Annotated in this window: 12 protein-coding genes; 5 read left to right on the top strand and 7 right to left on the bottom strand. The window is 68.5% G+C overall.

What is annotated here, in order from left to right; genetic code table 11:
- Positions 1–759, top strand: a complete 759-nt coding sequence (locus G4D83_RS26200) for a DUF5953 family protein (protein WP_163867561.1) — start codon at positions 1–3, stop codon at positions 757–759.
- A gap of 37 nt (positions 760–796) precedes the next feature.
- On the opposite strand, the gene G4D83_RS26195 is transcribed toward G4D83_RS26200, so the two are convergent.
- Positions 797–2866, bottom strand: coding sequence for a lipoxygenase family protein (locus G4D83_RS26195; RefSeq protein WP_240356592.1), 2070 nt, complete (start codon positions 2864–2866; stop codon positions 797–799).
- 213 nt (positions 2867–3079) lie between these two features.
- Here G4D83_RS26195 and G4D83_RS26190 point away from each other — a divergent pair, with 213 nt between their 5' ends.
- The 4 genes from G4D83_RS26190 (at position 3080) to mxcH (ending at position 10102) form a co-directional block, all read left to right on the top strand.
- Complete coding sequence (locus tag G4D83_RS26190; protein ID WP_163867560.1) at positions 3080–5107, top strand: lipoxygenase family protein; 2028 nt, start codon at positions 3080–3082, stop codon at positions 5105–5107.
- A gap of 20 nt (positions 5108–5127) precedes the next feature.
- On the top strand, positions 5128–6564 hold the full coding sequence (locus G4D83_RS26185; RefSeq protein WP_163867559.1) for a cytochrome P450: 1437 nt from the start codon (positions 5128–5130) through the stop codon (positions 6562–6564).
- The gene (locus tag G4D83_RS26180) at positions 6561–7406 is read left to right on the top strand and encodes a fatty acid desaturase family protein (RefSeq protein ID WP_163867558.1); all 846 of its coding nucleotides are present in this window, start codon (positions 6561–6563) and stop codon (positions 7404–7406) included. The genes G4D83_RS26185 and G4D83_RS26180 overlap by 4 nt, the downstream gene beginning before the upstream one ends.
- A 167-nt stretch (positions 7407–7573) precedes the next feature.
- Entirely contained in the window at positions 7574–10102 is a 2529-nt protein-coding gene (gene mxcH / locus G4D83_RS26175) for a TonB-dependent siderophore myxochelin receptor MxcH (protein WP_163867557.1), read from the top strand.
- Positions 10103–10162: 60 nt separating this feature from the next.
- Here mxcH and G4D83_RS26170 read toward each other — a convergent pair whose 3' ends face one another.
- From G4D83_RS26170 to G4D83_RS26145, 6 genes are all read right to left on the bottom strand, one after another.
- On the bottom strand, positions 10163–11386 hold the full coding sequence (locus G4D83_RS26170; RefSeq protein WP_163867556.1) for an MxcI: 1224 nt from the start codon (positions 11384–11386) through the stop codon (positions 10163–10165).
- 35 nt (positions 11387–11421) lie between these two features.
- On the bottom strand, positions 11422–12969 hold the full coding sequence (locus G4D83_RS26165; protein WP_163867555.1) for a PepSY-associated TM helix domain-containing protein: 1548 nt from the start codon (positions 12967–12969) through the stop codon (positions 11422–11424).
- Complete coding sequence (locus tag G4D83_RS26160; RefSeq protein WP_163867554.1) at positions 12966–13223, bottom strand: hypothetical protein; 258 nt, start codon at positions 13221–13223, stop codon at positions 12966–12968. Before G4D83_RS26160 ends, G4D83_RS26165 begins: the two co-directional genes overlap by 4 nt.
- Complete coding sequence (locus G4D83_RS26155; RefSeq protein ID WP_163867553.1) at positions 13223–13525, bottom strand: hypothetical protein; 303 nt, start codon at positions 13523–13525, stop codon at positions 13223–13225. Before G4D83_RS26155 ends, G4D83_RS26160 begins: the two co-directional genes overlap by 1 nt.
- Before the next feature lie 383 nt (positions 13526–13908).
- A complete protein-coding gene (locus G4D83_RS26150) occupies positions 13909–15180 on the bottom strand; it encodes a hypothetical protein (RefSeq protein WP_205522712.1) in 1272 nt (423 codons plus the stop codon).
- 163 nt (positions 15181–15343) lie between these two features.
- The gene (locus G4D83_RS26145; protein ID WP_163867552.1) at positions 15344–17434 is read right to left on the bottom strand and encodes an FUSC family protein; all 2091 of its coding nucleotides are present in this window, start codon (positions 17432–17434) and stop codon (positions 15344–15346) included.
- Positions 17435–17494: the final 60 nt, after the last annotated feature.

Below are 17494 nucleotides of genomic sequence, written 5' to 3'. Positions count from 1 at the left end.
ATGACATCCAGACAGGATGAACTCGCCATCATCGTCTACGCACCTGTCTTCCAGGGCGACGAAGGCCGTGCGCTGGCCATCATCCATGGAATGGAGCGTGCGCTTCCTGGATTGCGCTTGGAGTGGACCTCCTCTGAAAAGGAGGACCTCATCGCGTTGCCCGACCGCGACGCATGGGTCAGAGCCAACAGGACGAGCAGCGGCTTTCTGTTCCTGAGCAACGACAACGACGAGCATCCTGTAACGATTGCCGCGTGGGAGAACCCGAGCGGGCTTGCAGCGGGAAGCCCACCGCACGTCGAAGTCCATGTCGACCTTCCACTCGACACTGCTGGCCCTGATGCCACCACCGACGTCCTTGAGGCCATTGCAGAGGGCGCGGGTGCACTCTGGGGACACGCAACACCGTTCAAGGCGGGGGTGGAGATCGCCGAGCAGACGAGCCCCATAGTGGAGGGGCCACCGCGTCCTCCCCGTGGGCTGCCCGCACTCAAACTCCCCGAGATGCTCCACTCGCCGGAGATTCCGCATCGCCTCGGATGGCTGAACTACTGGTCGGCCGCTACTGCCCGAGCCATCGGGTTTCCCGACCAGGCCCGGGATGCGGACCTGCTTTCCCGCGCGCGTTACACGGCATCGGGCGGATGGGTCGTGCGGCTCACGAACGCGCCGCTCGACCTCGACAACCCAGAGCACCTGGCCACGCTTCTGCGTACCTATGAGCGCTTCCCTGCAATCGGCGGCCGCTCATTGCCTTGAATCGTTCATGCCCCGAGGCAACGCGAGCTTTCGGCGGCTATATGTTGATGCGCGAGCTGACCGTCCTGATATCCAGCCCCAGCGCTGAGAACTCGGCGGCGTGCGCGCGCAGCAGCTCCACGAACCGGGGGTGCACGTCATCCTCTTCGTTCGCCAGCAGGAAGCCGTAGTTCGTCTTGGACAGCATCCACGAAATCCACAGCATCTCCGTGGCCTCCTCCGGCGAGGGCGCGACGTCCAGGTCCGCCTCCGTCGACAACGCCCCACCCTTCCCCCAGCGCAATCCCAGACACGCGTACAGCACCTCGCCCGCGTCGTCCCACTGGAGGTTGTTGGCCCACGCGTGACGGAAGGTCGCGAAGTAGATGACGTAGCGACACAAGCGCTTGAGCGACTCCAGCTCCCCGGGCTGGGGGACGTCCGTCCACGTCACCGCGCTGACCGCCTTGGGCACGGGCTCTTGCGTCTTCGCGTCCAGGTCCATGCGCTCGGAGCGCACGAACCACGGCGCGGCCTTCCCTGGCACCATCGCCCGGAGGTAGCGACACACGAAGGCCGGCGCGGAGTGCGCCACCAGGTCATCCGAGAAGCGCCGCACCTCGCGCCACTCGGCCTCCAGCGCCACGCCGTGCTCCGCGAAGAACGCGTCCACGTGCTCGCCCAACAGCTTCCAGAACAGCCCCGCCGCGCGCGCGTAGCGGTGTCCCTCGCAGACGGGCGGCGCGGGCTCGAAGCCCTTCCAGTCGTAGCTGCCCAACAGGTGCTGGAGCCGCGACTGCACGCCCCGCTCCGTCAGCGCGCTCGCGCGGGTGATGTAGCCCGTGGGCCCGACGAGGAAGCCGTTGGCCGAGCGGTTGATGAGCACCACCTCACGCAGGTGCGGCATCAGCAACCAGCGCAGCGGGCTTTTTCGCAGGTTGCGATGCGCGGCGATGGCGTACTGCTCGACGTTGAAGTGACACTGCCCCAGGTGGTTGCCCAGCTCGGTGTCCAGCGTCGCGCTCACCCGCGCCATCCGCTTGGCGGCCTCCCAGCCCTCGCCATCCGCGGGCGTGAAGCTCCGCCGCGTCACCGGTGAGCCAGGGGCCGTCGCACCCGGCTCGCGCAGACCCAGGATGATGCGCACCGGCAACAGCCGCTCCTCCACCAGCCGCAGCCGCACGTCCACATCCGGCAGACAGTGGATGCCGTCCTGCTCGTACGCGTTCCACGGGAGGTAGAGCCGGAACGCGTTCGCCTCTCCGGGCGCCTCCGGGTCCTTGTCGAGGACGCTGGAGAACATGCCGTTGAGCAGCCGCTCTCCGAAGAAGGCGTCCGTGCGCGTGGAGCCCGGCGACTCGCGCTCCATCCGCACCGTCATCGCCTCCGGATAGTCCGCCTGAATCCTGTCCAGCGCGGGGGCCTGTCCCAGCTTCCCCTTCAGCAGATGCCCGCGCTTGACGAGTTCTATCGGCGCCACGGCCTTCAACATCGCCAGCGCGCGGCCCGGCGCATAGGCCGTGGGCGCCGTCCCCTCCTCCGTCACGAGCAGGCGGGCCAGCGGCGTCGTCGAATCGTATTCCCAATACGGCAGCCTCAACGTCCCGAAGTCGTGGTGCAGTCCCCCATGGTCGTCCGGCCCATGCTCGGAGCCGATGCGCCGCCACGTCTCCACCACCTGCCCGTCCGGACGGAAGGTGTGCTGCGGCTCGAAGAAGCGGACCTCCAAGTCGGGCAGGTCTCCCACGCCCGCGTCGGCGGGGTCGTAGCGGACCGAGAACCCACCCTCCGGGTCCGTGAAACCCTCCCCCAGAAAATCATCCGGCGCGCCGAAGTCCCGGTCCCACAGCTCCACCTTGATGTGATGCAAGGGAATGGGGCCTTCAGGACCGTCCTGCTCGAAAACCAGACGTCCCACCACCACCGCCGGCAGCGTGGAGGTGTCCCGCACGGTGCGACCCGCACGGACCCGAGGTGCGAGCTGACGACTCAGGGCCAGCCGCTCCTCCAGCTTCAGGCCCGAGTACCACCGCGCCAGCTCCTGGGCGTCCAGCACTTCATTCCCGCCACGCTCGCGTCCCTTGAACCCGAGAGCGCCCATCCACCGACGCAGCACCGCGAACATCATCCCCGTCCCCTGCCCCTGGCCTCGGGCCTTTCAGTGCCACCGTCTGTCATCAGCCCGACCTCCACGGGTGTCCCTCACTCATGACAGGGCCACTGGAACCTTCGCTGATTCCGTGTGCTGAGCGACGCCTGCATCCGTCCGCGGGGAGGGTAGCATGGCTTGCAGCCCTCGCTTTCCCCGTCCTACGGTCTGCCCCGTTCCGTAGAGGGTTCCATGACTGTCGAGTACAAGCTCAAAATCCGCACGAGCGCGAAGCTCGGCGCGGGCACGGATGCAGACATCTCCGTCACCCTGGTGGGCACGCAAGGGGAGAGCGGGCCGCACGCGCTGGACAAGCGCTTCCACAATGACTTCGAGGCGGGCGCGGAGGACATCTACTCCGTGAAGTCCATGGACCTGGGCAACCTGGTCCTCTTGCGCTTCACCAACGCGGGGGGCGTCGCGGGAGACTGGTTGCTGGATTGGGCCCACGTCACGTCGGAGGGAAGGCAATGGCGCTTTCCGCTCTTCCGGTGGGTGCGGGGCGGGGCCACGGTGGATGTGCTGGAGGGCGCCGCGAAGATTCCACGACAGGCGGGCAGCGCGCGCGAGTCAATGGCGCGACGCGAGCTGCTCAAGCACCGTCAGCAGATGTATCCCTGGCGTGCCGCCTCGGCCACCGAGGGGCTTCCCGGCGCGCTGGACTTGAGCGAGACGCGGCCCCTGCCCAAGGACGAGCTGTACCGGGGCCTGACGGAGGGCAGCTACGAGGTCGTCATCGCCAAGACGCTGGCGTCCATCAAGCTGCACCTGCCCATGCTGTCCAGCGCGTGGAACGGGCTCGTCGACATCTTCGACTTCTTCAAGGGCCTGGAGGTCCCCCAGCTCTCGCAGCGGTGGAAGGACGACTACGAGTTCGCGCGGCAGGCCGTGCAGGGCATCAACCCGCTGCACATCACCCTCATCCCCAGCCTGCCCGAGGGCATGCCGCTGACGGATGACGAGGTGCGCGGCCTCTTGTCGCCCGGCACCACGCTGGCGCTCGCGCTCGACAGCAAGCGCATCTTCCTGCTCGACTTCGAAATCCTCGACGGCATCCCCATGTACCGGAAGGTCAACGAGAAGGGCGTCGAGGAGCGGCGCTGGGCCCCTGCGTCGCGCTGCCTGTTGTACCTGGACGACACCCGCCATCTCCGCCCGCTCGCCATCCAGTTGGGTCGCGACGCCCAGAAGGACCCGGTCTTCACGCCGAATGACGGCGAGTACGACTGGCTCGCGGCGAAAATCTACGTCCGCTGCAGCGAGGGCAACACGCACCAGATGGTGGGCCACGCGCTGCGCACCCACTTCGTGGCGGAGCCCTTCGTCGTGGCGACGATGCGCAACCTCCCGGACCCGCACCCCGTCTACAAACTCCTGCGCCGGCACTTCCGCTACACGCTCGCCATCAACGAGGGAGCGCGCAAGGGCCTGCTCGCCGAGGGCGGGGTATTCGATGACTTCATCGCCACCGGGGGACCGGACAAGGGCCACCTCCAGCTCGGCAAGAAGGGGTACCAGCGCTGGAAGCTCATGGACAACAAGCCTCGGCCGGACTTCGAGCGCCGGGGCGTGCTGTCCCCTGACGTCCTGCCCTATTACCCCTATCGCGACGATGCCCTCCCCTTGTGGGATGCTTTCGAGGAGTACATCGGCGGGGTGCTCCGGCACTTCTATCGGACCGACGCGGACCTCGAGGGCGACACCGAGATGCAAAGCTGGTGGAAGGACCTCACCGAGCACGGCCTGCCCGTCGACAAGCTGCCCTGCCAGGAGCTCTCCCGCGTGGACGACCTGGTCGACATGCTCGCCACCGTCCTCTTCACGGTCAGCGTCCAGCACGCCGCGGTCAACTACCTGCAATACGAGCACTACGCCTTCGTACCCAACGCGCCCTTGTGCATGCGCCAGGAGCCGCCCCGTCAGAAGGGCGTCCTGGGCCCGAGCGATATCACCGCCATGATTCCCAGCAAGTCCCAGACACTCTGGCAGGTGGCCATCGGCCGGGCGCTCTCCAGCTTCGGGGAGGATGAGGAGTACCTGCTGAACGAGTTCGGCTGGCGCGAGGAGTACTTCCAGGAGCCCGAGCTGTTGGCGTTGCGCGAACGCTTCCACCAGCGCATGCGAGACCAGTTGGTGGCGGTGAAGGCTCGCAACGCGCGCGCCGACGTGCCCTACACCGTCCTGCAGCCCGACAAGATTCCCTGCGGCATCACCGTCTGAGCAGCACCGGAGGCTTCACCGTGCCGAACCTGCTCTCTCGCGGTCTGTTCAACCTGTTCTTCGGCGGCCGGCGAAAGCCCCTCGCCAGCCTGCCGGGACCGCCGCCTGGCATCCTGGGCAACATCGGGGACTTCCTGGGCGTGCAGCCCTGGGACGTGTGCGCCCGCTATGCGCGGGAGTACGGCCCCGTCACCGTCGCCTGGCTGGGGCCCTCCCCCGCGCTGGTGCTCAACGACCCCGGCGTCATCAAAGAGGTGCTGGAGACGCGCCGGCTGGAGTTCGAGAAGGGCAACATCGGCGAGCAGATCCGCCACTCCGTCACGGACGACACGCCGTTCACCGCGCAGCAGGGAGAGGACTGGAAGCGCAAGCACGGCATGGACCCGCTGGCGCAGCCGTGGACCCAGGCGTGGCGAGAGGCCCAGGTGGAGCCGATGCGGGCCGCCATCGCGGAGTCGGTGGAGGCGCTGCTCCACACACACTCACCCGACCTGACGCCCGGGCTGCGCAAGCTGACGTTCGATGCGTTCTGCGTGGCCACGGTGGGCGAGAAGCTCCCCACGTCCGCGTACGACGACTTCATGCTGCTGGCCGCCGCCGCGGATGCGCGCATCCAGGCGAAGCTCCCCCTCAAGTTCGTCTCGGTGCCCAAGGGCTTCCCGGCGGCCAGGGAGCGCTTCTACGGGCTGTTCGCGGACAAGATTCGCGCCGCGCGCCAGGCCCCGGCCGCGCACCGGGTCGACTTGATGTCGTGGACGCTGCGCGAGATGCCGGAGCTGGATGACCAGGTCCATGCGAACCTGCTCGGCTCGTTCTTCTTCGGCGGCGTCTTCTCCTCCAGCACCACCCTCGTCGCCGCCTACCACCAGCTCCAGAAGTACCCCGCCGCGGAGGAGCGCCTGGCGCTGGAGTCCGCGTCGCTGGCGGAGGAGCCGCTGACCCATGAGCGGCTCCGCGGGGCGCCCTGGGGCGAGGCCGTCGCCTTGGAGTCCCTGCGAATCCTCCCCGCCGTCCGCGTCCTGATGCGTCGCTCGCCGTCCACCGAGACGAAGCTCGCGGGCGTCATGGTGCCGCCGGAGACCACGCTGATGATCTCCAACCAGCACCTGCACCGCGACGCGACGCATTGGACCAGCCCGGAGACGTTCGACCCGGAGCGCTGGCTGAACGGCGGCGCGGCCAGCAATCCGCTCGGCAGCGGCCACTTCTTCCCGTTCGGCCGGGGCCCTCGGGCCTGCGTGGCCGGAGACTTCGCCATGGTGTTCCTGCGCACCGCGCTGGCGACCCTCGGCGCCCGGGTGCGCGTCCACGTCGATTCGACGGAGCCCTTCGAGGAGGGTTTCTTCTTCGGCGTGGTGCTTCCGAAGGGCGTCTCTGGGAAGCTTGTCCCGCGCGAGCGGCAAACCCTCTACCCTCCCCTGGGAGCCCGTCCCACCCCCGCTGTGGAATCCGCATGACATTGTTCCGACATCCCAGAGACCGCATCCCCGTCCTGCTGTTCGCCACGGTGTTCGCCCTGGACCTGACGGTCTACTTCACGGCGAGAAGCTGGTGGCTCCCCCTCCTCTGGCTCGCCTTCTGGGTGATTCCCAAGGGGTGGATCAGCGCCTGGAACCACCACCACCAGCACGTGCCCATGTTCCGGCACGCGCTGCCCAACCGCCTGCTGGAAGTCATCTTCGGCTTCCAGACGGGTGTGACGTCCCAGGCGTGGTTCCTCCACCACGTGGTCGGCCACCACCGCAACTACCTGGACCAGGAGAAGGACGAGGCCCGCTGGAAGCGCGATGACGGGTCCACCATGGGCGAGGTCGAGTTCTCCGTCATCAACACGCTGCAGGCCTACCCCCGGGCCTACGCCGTGGGGCGCTCACACCCGAAGGCCCAGCGCATCTTCCTGGCCATGGGCGCGCTCCACGTGGCGCTGCTCGGCGTCCTGTTCTGGCACGACTGGTACAACGCCCTCTTCGTGTTCCTGCTCCCCATGGTGGCGTCGCTCTACGTCACCGTCTGGGCCACCTACTTCCACCACACGGGGCTGGAGACGACGGAGCACTCGGAGGCCTCGTACAACATCGTTCACCGGGGCTACAACCTGATGACCGGCAACCTGGGCTTCCACACCGCCCACCACACGAAGCATGGCGTGCACTGGTCCCAGCTCCCGGAGCTGCACGCGCAGCTGGCCAAGGACATCCCCACCACCCTGTACCGCCAGCCGGGCATCCCCTTCGTCTGGTCCAACCCGGAAGCGAAGGTCGACCCGGGCGAGACGGAGCTGGGCGCCATCGTCCAGTGAGCGGCCCTCCCTCGCCGCGAGCCCGTGACGTGGGGCTCGCGGGCGAGGAAGCAGGACCTCACGAGGCGGACGGGCCGCGCGCCTTGACCGCCTCGCCGCAATCCTCGATATCCCCCTGGCCGCGCAATTGATATTGCGTCGCAAAACCAAGTAGTCCGGGATTGCGGATGTTCTCACCGGTCACCTCCCTCGCGTTGCTCCTCTCGGTGGCCTCCCCGGCCCCGTCCACGCCGTCCCCTTCCGAGGGGCCCGCTCCGGCCTCGGCCACGGCGGAGGCCCCACCGAGCGACGAGGTCCAGGTGCCTCGGCGCCTCGACAGCGTCGGGGTCCCCTATCCCGAAGCCGAGCAGGCGGCCGGGCGCGAGGGCGAGGTCGTCCTTCGACTCACGCTCGATGAGCAGGGCACCGTGACGGACTCGGAGGTCGTCCGCTCCGCGGGCGCGGCCTTCGACGAAGCCGTGCGGACCACCAGCCTCTCCTTCAAGTTCGAGCCCGCGCGCGTCCGGGGCGAGGCCGTGGCGTGCCAGATTGAGCTGGCTCACACCTTCAAGCTCGACGCGCCCGCCTCGCCTCCCGTCCCCCAGGCGCCCATCACCGAGCCCACGGCGGAGCCTGGCGCGACAGCGGAGCCCACGCCGCCGGTCCCCGAGGAGAAGAAGCTGGAGACCACCGTCTCCGCGCGCTCGGACGCGGAAGAGCGGCGCCAGTCCGCCGAGGCCGTGAAAATCGTCAGCATCCAGCGCGCGCGCTCGCGCTCTGGAGATTTGGGCCAGGTGCTCGCCTCGCAGGAGGGCGTGGAGGTGCGGCGCACGGGTGGGCTCGGCAGCACCGCGCTGTTCGCGCTCAACGGCCTCACCGACGACCAGATTCGCTTCTTCCTCGACGGCGTGCCGCTGGACCTCTCGGGCTACCCCTTCGGCATCGCCAACGTGCCCGTCAACCTGGTGGACGCCATCCAGCTCTATCGGGGCGTGGTGCCGGTGCGCTACGGCGCGGACGCGCTCGGTGGCGCCGTCAACCTCACCTCCGCGCCACTGGAGACAGGCGCGCATGGGGCGGTGTCCCTCCAGGGTGGAGCCTTCGGCACCTTCCGTCTCACGCTCGGCGGCGGTTACAAGCCCGCCGAAGAGGGCTTCTACGCGCGGGCCCACTTCTTCGCGGACACCACGAACAACGACTACTCCGTCGACGTGGAGGCCGCGGACGACCGGGGCTCCATCCGTCCCGTCACCGTCAAGCGCTTCCACGACGGCTACGAGGCGCTCGGCGGTGGCGTCGAGGCGGGCTACACCGGCCTGTCCTGGGCGGACCGCATCGTCGTGCGCGCCTTCGGCTCCCAGCATGACAAGGAGCTGCAACACAACCTGGTGATGTCGGGCGCTCCCTACGGCGAGGCCCGCTACGACGCCGACTCGCTGGGCGCGCAGCTGCTCTACGCGAAGACGTTGTCGCCGAGCGCACGCCTGGATGTGCTGGCCGGCTACGCGTGGCAGGCCACGAGGCTCACGGACGTGGGCGAGTGGGTCTACGACTGGTTCGGAAACCGCGTCAATCCGCGCGAGGTCGCGGGCGAACTGGGTGAGAGCCCCATCGACCAGACCGTCTGGCAGCAGTCCATCTACGGCCGCGTCAACGTGGGCTGGGACGTGGCGAAGCACCAGACGCTGCGGCTCGCCTTCGCTCCGACGCTGATGGTGCGGACCGGTGAGGAGCGGCGCAAGGTCAGCCCCAGCGACCCGGACCGGCTCGCTCCGGAGCGCTCCCAGCTCACCTTCGTCACCGGCCTCGAATACCAGGTCGACCTGCTCGACGACGCGCTGGAGGTCATCCTCTTCGGCAAGGACTACGTCTACGTGGCCAAGGCCGAGCAGCCGCTGGAGACGGGGGGCTGGCGCGACAAGGACCGCGACCTGCATCAGCTCGGAGGTGGCGCGGCGCTGCGGCTCCGGCTGGGCTCGCCCGTCTACCTCAAGGCCAGCTACGAACGCGCCACGCGCCTGCCGCGCCCCGACGAGGTCTTCGGCAACGGCGTGCTCGTCCAGGAGAACCTCGACCTGGAACCGGAGCACAGCCACAACCTGAACCTGGGCCTCGCCACCGTGCCGCTGCGCACGAAGCTGGGCAGCTTCCGGGGCGAGCTCAACGGCTTCGCGCGCTTCGCGGACAACCTCATCCTGCTCGCTGGCAGGGACCGCGACTGGAGCTACCAGAACGTGTACGCGGCGCGGATTCTCGGCGTCGAGGGCTCGGCCGGGTGGAGTTCACCGGGCGGCCTCTTCAGCCTGGAGGCCAACGCCACGGTGCAGAACCCGCGCAACGCCTCCGGCCAGGGCACCTTCGGCGCCTTCGAGGGACGACGCCTGCCGAACCGTCCATGGCTCTTCGCCAACGCCACGGCCCGGGTGTCGCTGCGAGGGCTGGCGCTGGCGGAGGACGAGCTGTCACCGTTCTGGAGCACCCGCTACGTGAATGGCTTCTTCCGCAACTGGGAGGGCCTGGGCACGGTGGAGTCGAAGGACAAGATCTCCACCCAGTTCGTGCAGGCGGCGGGAGTCGGCTACCGCGTCCGGAGAGGCAAGCTCACCGCGGGGCTCACCGCCGAACTGGAGAACGTCACCGACGCGCGCGTCTTCGACTTCTTCGGCGTCGAGCGGCCCGGCCGCGCGGCCTGGCTCAAGGGCACGCTCGAGTACTGACGGACGGCAAGGACGACGCGCCCGGCCTCGAAAGAAGCCAGGCGCGTCAGGCACGACGGCTCAGCGCACCTTCACGAACTGGTACGCCCAGCCCTGCGTCTCGAAGCGCTTCACCGCCGCGCCGCTGACGCCCAGCTCCCAGATGGCCGTCTTGCTGTAGTCCGCCGTGGGCAGCAGCAGGAACGTCCGGCCGTCCAGCGCGAAGGAGTAGTAACCGCCCGCGATGAAGCCGAGCTCCTCGATGGGCGACGCCGTGCCAGCCTCCAGGTTCACCCGCCACAGCTTCCAGTGCAGGCCGCCGGTGATGTCGGTGGCCTTGGTGTTCGCGTCGATGGTCATGTCCTCGTCGTGGAACACGGCGACGACGCCGGTGCCGTTGCCCAGGTAGCGGAACGCCGCCGTCTGACGGCCGCCCACCAGCGAGGACAGCGAGCGCGTGAAGGTGGTGTCGATCTCCCGCGAGCCGGCCTTGATGCGCACCACGCAAGTGGCGGGCGCGGTCTCCTTGAGGACGGGCGCCGCGGAGCTGAACACCCAGTTGGAGAAGTAGAGGTTGCCGGCCTCGTCCTGCGTCGCCACGTCGAGCCCGGGGCACGGCGCGTCCAGCAGCTTCACCAGGCTGTCATCCGCCTTCGAATAGATGGCGATCTGCGAGGTGGGCAGGAAGTCGAAGTAGCTGCCATCCGTCCAGTAGAACGCCTGGAACACATCGTCACCGCGAACCACGCGGGCGCGGTCATAGCCCGTCTTCACCACCAGGCCATCGCGCTCGCGGACCAGGCCCGGCACCTCGGCGGGACCGGAGATTTGCATCGTCGAGGGATTCCAGATGATGCGCTTGGACTCCTCCAGCGACATGTACGCGGTGGTCGAGTCCACGAACTGGTTGAAGTAGAGCGGCGAGGTGGCGAGGCCGTAGCTGGCGAAGCTGATGCGCCCCGCGTCCTCCAGCGTGCCGTCGTCCTTCACCGTGTAGCGCGACACCTCGGGCGCCTCGCCCGCTCCGACGAAGAGCATCCCGTCGACGGCGCCAATCGTCGCGAAGCCGGAGTGCTCGCGGGCCTTCGTCAAATCCAGCCCGGTGATGTCCAGGGAGTTGAAGACGCTCACGTACGTGGCGCTTCCCGCCTGCGAGAAGACCGAGGTGGCCAGGCTGTACACGGGCTCCTTGGTATCGGACGGGCCCGGCGTCTTGTCGTCGTCGTCTCCGCAACCCACCAGGGTGGTGGTGAGCAGGAGGGTGGTGGCGGCGGATGCCGTGGCGAGACGGCGAAGGGTGCTCATGATGGACTCCATTGAGGGGGGTGAAGCGTGGAGGGTCAGGTCGGTACGGAGGCGGGAGCGTCCGGCTCGACGGTGGAAGGGGACGCCACGGGCGTGGGGCGCTGGAGGCGACGGATGCCGCGCGCCGCGCCAGCGAGGAGGAGCGCCAGCGCCACGAGGCCCAGCTCCGTCGCCAGCACATGCGCCGAGCCCGAAGCGAAGGGCAGCCGCCCCATCCTCGCCCCGTCGATGAGCGGGACGATGACGAGCAGCGCGCTGGCCGCCATGAGCAGGCGACGCGCATACCGCGCGGGCTCACCGCCGACGAAGGCGCCCGCGATTCCGAGCCCCCAGGCCGCGAGGAAGAAAGCGTGCTCCCAGCTCGGACGCGTGGACAACTCGGCGGGGAGCAGCTGGTTTGCGATGAAGAGGCTCGCGACGGCCAGCGCGAGTCCCGCGCAGAAGCCGGAGGTCAGCTTCGCGAGCACGCGGTCGAAGCGATTGGACGCCTTCGCGCGCCGCCGCTCCAGCCAGAGCAGGTTGCCCGCGAGGATGCCGAACGCGGAGACGAAGGCCAGCAGGGCGTAGAGTACCTTCGCGGGGAAGCTGGCCCAGGTGGCGAAGTGCAGCCCGTACAGCGGGTCCATCACCCGCGAATAGATTGTCCCTCCGCCCGTGTCGCGGGACCACAGCAGCTCGCCGGTCCGCGCGACGCGCACGTGGGTGAAGGCGTGGAGCGTGCCCTCGCGCTCCCCTGGAAGATGGACGGCGCCCTGCTCGTCACCGAGGTTGTCGAAGAAGAAATGGGAGTGCTCCGACGCGGGGAAGCGTTGCTTCGCCACCGAGAGCGCGTGGGCGAGGTCGGGAGCACCGGCGGGCTGGCCTGACGCGGCGGGCGGAGCCGGCCAATCCACGGCGCTCGCCTTCACCTGGGGGTCGCCATGCATCGACGTCTTCACCACGGCGGGCTCGAACCAGTCGTCGAGCCAGAGAATCCCGCCGGTGATTCCGAAGACGAGCAGGAAGGGCGCGCTGATGACGCCAATCACCTTGTGCGTGTCGGACCAGAACACCCGGCGCGCGGAACCCGGACGGAACCGCACGAGCTCGCGCATCATCCTGCCGAGTTGGAGCAGCAGCCCGGTCCCCACCAGCAGGACGAGCACGGCCGAGGCGAGCCCCGTCAGGTGCTGCCCTCCGGGTATCGGCTCCAGGAAGTGCATCGCGTTGAGGAACTCGCCCAGGTCGCTGCGCTCCCCGAGCTGGCGGCCGGTGACGGGATCCCACCAGAGCGGATGGATGGCGCCGTCGGTCATCCTCCACAGGCGCAGCCACGGCTCCTCTTCGGTGGGCAGGGAGATGCCGAACCAGACCGGGCGCGACGCGGCCTCCGTGTCGGCCAGCCGCTGCGCGAGCGCGACGGCCTGCGCCTCCGGGACGGCGATGGGCGCGCGGAACGTGGGCTCCTGCCAGGGCGACAGCTCCTCCGCGAAGAGGGCGAAGGCCCCCAGGAAGAACGTCACGAACAGGACCAGGGACGACAGCACGCCGGCCCACGCGTGGGCATCCCAGAGAATCTCGTAGGCACGAGCGGAGAGCTTCACGCGAGCACCAGGACGACGGTCGCCACGGCGGCGACCCCGGCGGAGACCGCCCAGGCACGCATGGCGCTCCGGGCAAGCAATGCCAGACACACGGCGGTGGCGGCGGCGGGCAGGACGGCGAGCACCGCGATGAGCAACCGGACATCCGCGGGCACGGGTAACACCGCCGGTACGGCCAGGCTCGCGAGCACCGCGGCCCCGGGAGCGCCCGTCACGGCGGCGGCGATACGGCCGGCTCCATGCTGGTGGGCCATCAGGCGCCTCCCCACCACAACACCGCGAGCGCCAGCGCGCCCAGCGTCCACACATACCGCGTGGCACGAGGCCACAGCGGCACCGCGAGCGCGAGGAGCGGGACGACCAGCATCGCCAGCACGGCGGCGCAGGTCAGCCCCACCGCGAGCCCCTGGGCCTTCACCGCGAACCCCACGGAGGCGAGGAGGCAGAACGCCCCCAGCGCCCTCCCCCACGGGCGATGACCGTCCAGCAGCGGAGGAAGCGCGACGCCACGGAGCACGGCGAGGCCCAGCACCATCAGCAGGGTCGATGTCGCCATGTCCTCCTCGCGGGCCGGCAATTGAGAATGACTCGCAATTGCGAATCGCGAGCAGTTCAACCGCACCCACGCGAGGATGTCAAGGCGAGCCGTGAGCCCTGCCTGGAGAGGCACCGTCAATGCGAGGAACGCAGGTTTTGGGCGCCTGGATTCAAAGCAAGACGCCAGAAATCCAAGGCTTGGGAGGGCGGGCAGGAAGACGAGCGTGGCTCTCCCGCTCGGCGCGACCGAGGGCGATGGTGGCCCGCGCCGGGAGCGAAGACAGAAGCGGCTCGGGGGGGTACCTGTGCAACCCAATAAGACGCGAAGGCGCCCCCGGTGTCATCGAGGGCGTCTACACCACGCCGCACAAGCGCTGCCTCGGCGGCAACGACTGACGCGGCTCAGGGCGCGTTGAAGAGACTCGGGTCGCCCTGGCGGGAGCGGAACAGGTCGACGATGTAGTTCATGCGCTGGTCGAACTTGGACCAGTCATTGGCCGAGGAGCCCTTCAGCGAGTTGGGCGTCTTGTCGTACTGGGACAGGAGCTTGTTCAGCTCGCCGCTCTCGATGGTGCGCAGGTGTTCGGGGAACGCGCCCTGCGCCCCGGGCTTCACGTCGTCACCCAGGCTCAGGCTGCCCTCCGGCAGGCCAATCTTCATCATGTGCTCGGTGGCGAACTTGCGGAACTGCCCCGTCAGGCTGTTCACGACACTGTCCACCGCCTTGTCGACCAGGCCCGTTGCCTTGGCGCCCTTGTAGGCGAGGTTCGCCGGGAAGGGCAGCGCATTGCCAGCCGCGTCGAGCGTGGCCTTGACGATGGGAGCAAAGGTCTCCTTGAGCGGAGCGTTGAGGGCGCGCTCGACCTCGCCTTGAATCAGGCTCTGCTCGTGGACGCCAACCTTGTCATTGGCGGAGAGCATCAGCTCCGCCTTCTTGTTCGGGTCCTTCTCGAACATCGCCTTGGCGTAGTCGGAGAAGGCTGCCTTGAGATTCTCCTTCCCGGGCGGGAAGCCCTCCAGGTACTTCTCCACCTTGGCGGCGTCGTACTTCGTGTCGCCCTTGAAGGTCTCCGTGAAGCGCTGGAACTCCGGCGCGATGTCCCGGAAGAGCTTCTGGTTGCCATCCGCGATGGCATCACTGACACGGTTCAGCGCGTCCCGGATGGGGACCTTCAGGGCCTCCGTCAGCGCCGGGGCCAGGGGATTGATGGCACCCAGGCCGATGTTCGTCAGAGCGCCGAGCCACTTGTTGTCGCCCTTGAGCTGGTCCATGAAGGCCTTCGGCAGATCCTCCTGCCGGATGCTCACGCCGGCCTGCTTCGAAGCCCAGACACCAAACGTGGCCCAGTTGGCGTTCTCCTTGCCCAACAGGCCGGCCATCTGATTGGAGAGCTCGTAGTAGCCCTGGGTGATGGCGTGGTTGCGCGCCACCGGGTCCTTCATGTTGGCGATGCCTTCAATGTCGACCTTGCCCGACACGGGCGCCTTGACGGGGACCGTCGGATTCAGCTCCACGGGCGCCTTGGCCGGAGACCTGGACTCGAACCGCGACTCGTCGCGCAACAGGCGCTTCGGGGCGGCCTCCTCGGCCTTCGCGGGAGCATTCTTGGGCAGAGGCTCGGGGACAAAAACCGGCTGCTGACGGCGGCGGGTCAGGTCTTGGATGGCGCTCATGACCAGATTATCGAGAAGCGCGAATTCCGGTTGCGCGTCTGGGGTCGGATTCCTCCCCCGGGTCGAAGCAGCGCCATGAAAAGAACCCCTCGGGTTGTCCGTGGTCGCCGCGCGTCAAATGACAGGAAATGACTGCCACTCAATGGACGTCAGCGTACAGCCGTCACGTCCACACCAGCTTCCCCACCGCGCCATGCAGGATTTCGAGCTGGCGCGGCACCCGCTCCACCAACGGCCCTGACACCGGGTCGTTCGCGATACGGCGCAACGGAAGCTCCGGCATCGGAGGGGGCGTCTGTCCCTGATTCAGCGAGTCCGCGAGCACATCCAGCGTCCCACTCGCCTTGTGCGCCACCACGTCCAGCACCTCCGACGATGGAATCACGGCCTTCTGCTCGCCCAGCGCCGTCACCGACGCGGCGAGCCTGCGTGAGTACGTCAGCAGCGCCATCGCGGGCTCCAGCCGATGCGCCGGTCCTCGATACTCCGCCATCAGCCGCTCGAAGGACGCCTCCGCGTCAATCATCGCGAGCCCCAGGTCCCTGCGCGCCGCGCTGACCTTCGGCTCGGTGCCGCTACGGCTCGCCGCCACCTGCCGGAAGTAGTTTCCATCCGCTCGCAGCATCGTCGCCGCGGCATCCGGGAAACGCCTGCGCTCCGGATACGGCCACAACAGCCACACCCCCGCGAGCGCCAACACACACGCCACCAGCACGCCCAGCGCCCGGTTCTCCGCGACAGTCCAATCCCCCGCGCTCAGCGTCGCCAGCAGAAGGAAGTCCGGCGTGAGCAGAATCTGGAACGCACCGAAGTTGAGCGGCAACAACGACACGGAGACCGCCGTCAGCACCCCAATCACCAGAATCAACACCAGCGGAGACCCCACCCCGGTGGCAATCACCGCCGCGAGCGTCCCGCCCAGCAACGTCCCCGTCACACGCTGGAGCGCACGCTCCTCCGTGTTCGCCGAGTAGGGCTGAAGAATGCCGATGGCGGAGAGCACCACCCAGTACGCCTCTCCCAACCCCAGCACCCGCGTGAGCACCAGCGCCAGACAGGCGACCGTCCCCGCTCGCAACGCATGCCGGAGCACCACGGACCGCGAATTCAGGTTCGCACGCAACGTCTCCAACAGCGGGCGGCGCTGGCTCGCCAGCAAGAGGGACCGCGGATGCCCCAGTGCCACTGGGTCGCCACGCCGCATCGCCATGGCGGCTCGCTGCGCCGCGACGGCGTGTCCTTTCAACCGCGTCAGCAGCTCCGTCACCGAAGCGGGAACCACTCGCAGCCACTTCCCTCGGAGCCCCAGTTCCTCACGGTGGGTGGGAAAGCGCGGCCAGTAGACAGCCGCCGTGTCCGGTGCGAGTGACACCGTCGCCACCCGCTGGGAGATCTCCGCGTACCAGTCACACGCGCGCGCCACCTGCTCCCGCACGGGACGGAGCCTGCGCTCGGGGCTTGCCACCTCCATCGCCTGGGCCAGGGCGAACAACACCCCCAACACCTGCTCGCTCACCTCCAGGAGCACGAGCAGGTGCTCACCTCGCCGCGATTCATCGGAGCGCCCTACCCGCGTGGACGCCAGCGTCTGTCGAGCCCCCTCTATCTTCGCGCGCAGCGGTAGATGCCGCGTCGTGCCCGCCGTCCACACCTCCGCGGGAGCCCCCTCGCGCGCGAGCGTGGCGAGGTCCCGCGCCCCATCCGCGAGCGACGTGTACACATGCGCGATGGCGCGCCGCGACGGGCGATAGGGGTGCACCGGCCAGAGCACCAGCGACTGCAACATCGCCCACCCGCCCCCCAACAGGAGCGCCCCTCCGCGCGTCAGCGCCGCGTCCAGTTCCACCGCATGCGCCCCCAGCGACGCCACGAAGATGACCGCGAGCTTCTCGCCCACCGAACCCGCCGTGTCGCCGTAACACCGGGCGAACGTCAGGACGAAGACCCCCACCAGGAGCAGAGTCGCATCCACGAGCAGGCGCCCGCCCGCCAGCGCGGCGATGACTCCCACGAGGGCTCCAAGCACCGTCACCGTGCCCATCACCCGAGCCCTGCCCCGATACGCCCCTCCGGGATTCGCCAGCGTCACGAGCAATCCGGTGAGCCCCAGCCAACCCGCGTCCTTGAAGCCCAGCAACGTGGCGAGCGAGTACGGAATGGTGACGGCCAGCGCCGCGCGAACACCGGCCGCCCACGCCGGCCTGCCCGGCTGGAGTCGGAAGAATCTCCGGATGTGGCGCAAGAGACGATGCATCCGCGAGCCTCCCCTGTCCGCGATGAATGTCCTCATGTGCTCACGCACCGCGTCGCCCGA

Source organism: Myxococcus eversor (genome assembly GCF_010894455.1).
GTDB classification, from domain to species: Bacteria; Myxococcota; Myxococcia; order Myxococcales; family Myxococcaceae; genus Myxococcus; species Myxococcus eversor.
The sequence above is the reverse complement of the archived record's forward strand: the minus strand, read 5'-3'. Positions and strand labels throughout refer to the sequence as shown.

Excerpts from the sequence above, each read along its gene's own strand:
- G4D83_RS26200 (WP_163867561.1), top strand. The coding sequence starts at position 1 with ATGACATCCAGACAGGATGAACTCGCCATCATCGTCTACGCACCTGTC.
- G4D83_RS26195 (WP_240356592.1), bottom strand. The coding sequence starts at position 2,866 with ATGATGTTCGCGGTGCTGCGTCGGTGGATGGGCGCTCTCGGGTTCAAG.
- G4D83_RS26190 (WP_163867560.1), top strand. The coding sequence starts at position 3,080 with ATGACTGTCGAGTACAAGCTCAAAATCCGCACGAGCGCGAAGCTCGGC.
- G4D83_RS26180 (WP_163867558.1), top strand. The coding sequence starts at position 6,561 with ATGACATTGTTCCGACATCCCAGAGACCGCATCCCCGTCCTGCTGTTC.
- mxcH (WP_163867557.1), top strand. The coding sequence starts at position 7,574 with ATGTTCTCACCGGTCACCTCCCTCGCGTTGCTCCTCTCGGTGGCCTCC.
- G4D83_RS26170 (WP_163867556.1), bottom strand. The coding sequence starts at position 11,386 with ATGAGCACCCTTCGCCGTCTCGCCACGGCATCCGCCGCCACCACCCTC.
- G4D83_RS26160 (WP_163867554.1), bottom strand. The coding sequence starts at position 13,223 with ATGGCCCACCAGCATGGAGCCGGCCGTATCGCCGCCGCCGTGACGGGC.
- G4D83_RS26155 (WP_163867553.1), bottom strand. The coding sequence starts at position 13,525 with ATGGCGACATCGACCCTGCTGATGGTGCTGGGCCTCGCCGTGCTCCGT.
- G4D83_RS26150 (WP_205522712.1), bottom strand. The coding sequence starts at position 15,180 with ATGAGCGCCATCCAAGACCTGACCCGCCGCCGTCAGCAGCCGGTTTTT.
- G4D83_RS26145 (WP_163867552.1), bottom strand. The coding sequence starts at position 17,434 with ATGCATCGTCTCTTGCGCCACATCCGGAGATTCTTCCGACTCCAGCCG.